The sequence below is a fragment of the Micromonospora tarensis genome (genome assembly GCF_016803395.1).
Lineage (GTDB): Bacteria > Actinomycetota > Actinomycetes > Mycobacteriales > Micromonosporaceae > Micromonospora > Micromonospora tarensis.
The window spans coordinates 1-4,453 of sequence record NZ_JAEVHL010000370.1 but is presented as its reverse complement, the minus strand read 5'-3'; the positions used below and the strand labels follow the sequence as shown (position 1 = coordinate 4,453).

3 protein-coding genes are annotated in these 4,453 nt (G+C 70.2%); 2 read left to right on the top strand and 1 reads right to left on the bottom strand.

Annotated features, from left to right (window positions below; all coding sequences use genetic code 11):
- Positions 1–213: 213 nt before the first annotated feature.
- A complete protein-coding gene (locus tag JM949_RS33975) occupies positions 214–471 on the bottom strand; it encodes a DUF3040 domain-containing protein (RefSeq protein WP_030330224.1) in 258 nt (85 codons plus the stop codon).
- 637 nt (positions 472–1,108) lie between these two features.
- Between JM949_RS33975 and JM949_RS33970 the strand changes: the two genes are divergently transcribed.
- Entirely contained in the window at positions 1,109–2,974 is a 1,866-nt protein-coding gene (locus JM949_RS33970; RefSeq protein ID WP_309232443.1) for a DUF1800 domain-containing protein, read from the top strand.
- Positions 2,975–2,982: 8 nt separating this feature from the next.
- Positions 2,983–4,365 (top strand): DUF1501 domain-containing protein, encoded by a 1,383-nt coding sequence (locus JM949_RS33965; RefSeq protein ID WP_203152117.1) that lies wholly within the window; start codon positions 2,983–2,985, stop codon positions 4,363–4,365.
- The last annotated feature ends 88 nt before the right edge of the window (positions 4,366–4,453 follow it).

Below are 4,453 nucleotides of genomic sequence, written 5' to 3'. Positions count from 1 at the left end.
CGTTGGCCGTCTTCGCGCCCGACGTGCCGGATCGGCCGCCCCGACTGGTGACCGGCACCGACCTGCTGCTGCGCCAGCTCGGAGCGCCGGCCCCGGCCATTGGTGGCCCGGGAACGCTCGAACGGTTGCGCCGCGCGTACCGGGCGTTCGGCCCGGCCGACCGGTGAGCTGTCACGTGCGCCGGCGTGGGCATCCCCTCGAGCGGTTGAGCGGTCATGTCCAGCGGCGGCGGAACCGCCACATGATCGCGGCGTTCGCCACCAGGACCACCGCGCAGATCGCCCCGGTCAGCCGACCGGCGAACACGGCTATCGCCGGTAGCGACGCCCACAGCACGATGGTCAACAACATCAGGTAACGGCCCCTGCGGGCCCGAACCCGGTGGTCCAGTTTCTTGAAGAAGGCCGGGTCACTTTCCCGGAGCTGACGGGTGATCTGGTCGAATCTGCGCTGATCCTCTTTGCTGAGCATGGCGCTGCCTTCCCCTCACGCGTTCAGCGGTTCGGCGGCATACCCGCTGCGACGGCGGCTCACGCTCGCCCGCTGCTGCTACTTTTGCCGCACGCGAGGTCGTCTCAGGTCCGGCTTACCTGAACCTTAAGTTTGCCTTTGGTGGTGAACGCGGCCCAACGTGTCGCGTACGGCGCTGTGGTCCGGTCCGTGTCCGGCTGCCGCGCGTACGCCCTGCTGGGAAGGTCCGCGCCCGGCCCCACCCCGCGGTCGGCCGCCGCCGTCGCACTGAGGGCTGTCTTAAGTGCCCTCACGAGCGCGTTCGGCCCGCCTTGATGGGCCCTGCGGCCTTGGTTACTTTGCCGTAGCAACCCCCTCAGGCAACAGTCGCCGCACCTGCCGCACCTGCCCGGTCGCAGCTTCCGGCGCTCATCAGAAATCGGGATTGGTACATGGCCGACCAGAATGTGCCACCACGTCGACCGCGGGACGACCGCGGTTGGGACGGACGTCAGCACCACAACGCGGACGGCTACGGCGACCCCACCGCGGCCGCGCCCTACGGATACGACACGCCCCACCCCTACCAGGGCGGCTACCCCGCGCCGACCGACCCGCGTGAGCAGTACGCCGCGCAGCCCGCCGCTCGCGGCCCGCAGTGGGTCGGACCGGAGGGCCTCGGCCGTCCGGCCCCGGCCCGCCCGGCACCGGACTGCCCACCCTGGACGATGGCGACGAGCCGGGCCGCAAGGTCGGCCGACGCAAGGCGATGGTGGCCATCGGCGGCACCGCCGCGGTCGTCGCCGGTGGCGCCGCGCTCGCCATGACCCCGCAGATCCGTGGCCTCTTCGGTGACGAGGCGCTGGCCGGCGACGCGACCGGCAGCACGGTGACCGACGGCACCGCGGCGCGGCCCAGCGGCCAGCAGCCCAGCACCGTGCGGACCTACACCGAGCAGAACGAGAGCTACATGGGCTCCCGGGCCGGTGAGGCGCTGAAGAAGAACGCGCCGGCCGGTGGACGGAGCTTCTCCGGCCCGGCCGCCGCGGCGGCGGCGACCCAGGTGACAGTGAAGACCGTGCTGGCCAAGGACCCGATCCTGCACCTGGCCCGGCGTGCCACCTTCGGGGTGACGCCCGCGGTGGTCGCCGACATCAAGAGGCAGGGCATCGACGCCTGGATCCGGGCTCAACTGGACCCGGAGAAGCTGGAGCCGAGCAAGGCCGAGCTGAAGCTCGCCGAGCTGCCCACCCAGAAGCTCAGCGTGCAGCAGTTGCGCGACCAGCGCGACCAGCTCAACGAACAGGGCGCCCAGCCGGAGCGGGAGATGGTCGACGCCACCATCGCCCGGCAGATCTGGTCCAAGCGCCAGCTGTTCGAGGTGATGGTCGACTTCTGGAACGACTTCCTGCACGTCGCGGCGGACTTCGACGGCGGCGAGGTGTACCGCAACTCGTTCGACCAGGACGTGGTGCGCAAGCACGCGCTGGGCAGCTACCCGGAGATGCTGATCGCCGCGAACAAGCACCCCGCGTTGCTGATCTATTTGAACCAGAAGGACTCCCGCAAGGACGCCATCAACGAGAACCTCGCCCGGGAGAACCTCGAGCTGTACTCGGTCGGCGTCGACGGCGGCTACAAGGAGCCGGACGTCCGGCAGGCGGCCATGTTGCAGACCGGCCGTGGTGTCGACGACAAGGGCAGGTACGTCTTCCGCCCGGAGCAGCACTACGTCGGCAAGGTGAAGATCCTCGGCTTCACCCACGCGAACAGCTCGGCCGACCCGAAGAAGGCCGAAGCCGCGATCGACGCGTACATCTCCTACATCGCCACGCACCCGTCGACGGCGAAGTACGTGGCACAGAGCCTGGCGACCCGGTTCGTCTCGGACACCCCGCCGAAGTCCCTGGTGGACCGGCTGGCCAAGACGTACGTCACCAACAAGGGCATGATCAAGCCGGTGCTGATGGCGCTGTTCTGCTCCTCGGAGTTCTGGGCCGGGGTGGGCCAGAAGGTGCGCCGGCCGATGGAGTACCTGGTCGCCACGTACCGCACCCTGGGTGTCTCGCCGGAGGCGTCGCCGAAGCACAACAACGGCGACAACAAGCGCACCCCGTACGCCCGGGGCCTGCGCCAGATCCACGACAAGCTCCGCGAGCTGGGCCACTACCCGATGGGCCACCCGACCCCGGACGGCTACCCGGACGTCTACGTCGCCTGGACCTCGGCCGGCACCATGGTCAACGGCTGGAACGAGGCGGGCGAGATCATCGCCGGCTACCGCACCGCCTTCACGTACACGGCACCGGAGAAGCTGATCGCCAAGCCGCCGGCGACCGCCGGGGCCTACGTCGACGCGCTGTCCCTGCGGCTGGTGGGCCAGAAGCTGAGCACCAAGGAGAAGAACCTCATCCTCGGCGTGGCCGGCGTGCCGGCGACCGGCAAGGTCGACGCCACATTCAACGGGGCCATCACCGCCGTCGCGCGGGCGATCCTCGCTTCCCCCCAGCACCACCTCAGGTGAGGCACCCGATGGAGAAGACTGTGTACAACTCTTTCCCCCTGCACCCCGAATGCCCCGACGTGCGGCGGCTGGCCGACAACCCGGCCGAGGCGTTGCTGCGCGCCGAGGCGGACATCGTCGCCGCCGAGAACGCCGCCGAGTTCGACCGCTACCGCACCCTGGAGAACCTGGAGGAGGCCCAGCAGGACGGTCGCGGCGTCACCCGGCGGACCTTTGTCGCCGGTGCCGCGGCCACCGCCACCGCGCTGGCCACCGCCCAGTTCGTCACCACGTCGGCGTCGTTCGCGGCGACCAAGACCGGCACCCTGATCCACGTCTTCCTCTACGGCGGGCTGGACGGGTTGAGCCTGGTCGCGCCGGACAACGACGCGGTGCTCAACAAGGCCCGCCCCGACCTGCTGCTCGGCAACGACTCGCTGGCCCTGGGCCGCGGCTTCAAGCTGACCGGCGCGTTCAAGCCGCTGGAGAAGTGGCTCACGGCCGGTCAGTTGGGCTTCATCCCGGCGGTCTCCGACGAGCGGCTGTCGCGTAGCCACTTCCAGGCCGCCGACGCCTGCAACCTGGGTGGGCTGCCGAACGAGACCGGCGGCCGGGGCTGGTTGGACGGTCTGGTGGACAACCTCGGCAAGGGCACCGCGTTCCGCAGCGTCGGCATCGGCAGCACCCTGCCCCGCTCGCTGGTCGGCAACAACGGCGCGCTGTCGCTGAACAACGTCGGCTCGCTGCGGCTCAACGGTGACGAGCGGTTCCGGGCCGCCACCGAGAAGGCCATCAAGGGGCTCTTCACCGGGATCAACCACCCGGTGGAGGAGGCAGTGCAGGAGGGGATGGGCGCGCTGGCCACCGCCCAGAAGCTCGCCGCGAAGCCGTACCAGCCCGCCGAGGGCGTCAAGTACGAGGGCGTCGGCAACGCGTTCCAGCAACTCGCCCAGCTGATCAAGGGCGGTGCCAACGTCCGGGTCGCCACCGTCGGCATGGGTGGCTACGACACCCACGAGAACCAGGGCACCCGCGAGGGCGGGCAGCTGTACCGCCGGTTGAACGAGCTGGCCAGCGCGATGGCCGCGTTCTTCACCGACCTCGGTCCGCAGGCCGCCGACGTGACGATCATGGTGTCCAGCGAGTTCGGCCGTCGGGTCGGCTCCAACAGCGGCGGCACCGACCACGGGCACGGCGGGGTGGTCACCCTGCTCTCCGGCAAGAAGCTGGCCGGCTCGCTGCTCGGCACCTGGAACGGGCTGGACAAGTTGGACTCCGGTGACGTGCCGGAGTACAACAACATGTTCAACGTCTACGGCGCGGTGGCCCAGGGCCGGTTCGGGCTCACCAACGCGGAGGTCGACAAGGTCTTCCCCCGCCAGAAGTACGCCCCGATGAAGCTGTACGCGTGACCTACCCGCACACCCACGCCGCCGGCCGTCGTACCGGGACCCCGTCCCGGCACGGCGGCCGGCCGGCCTGCGCCCGTACCCCCGCAGG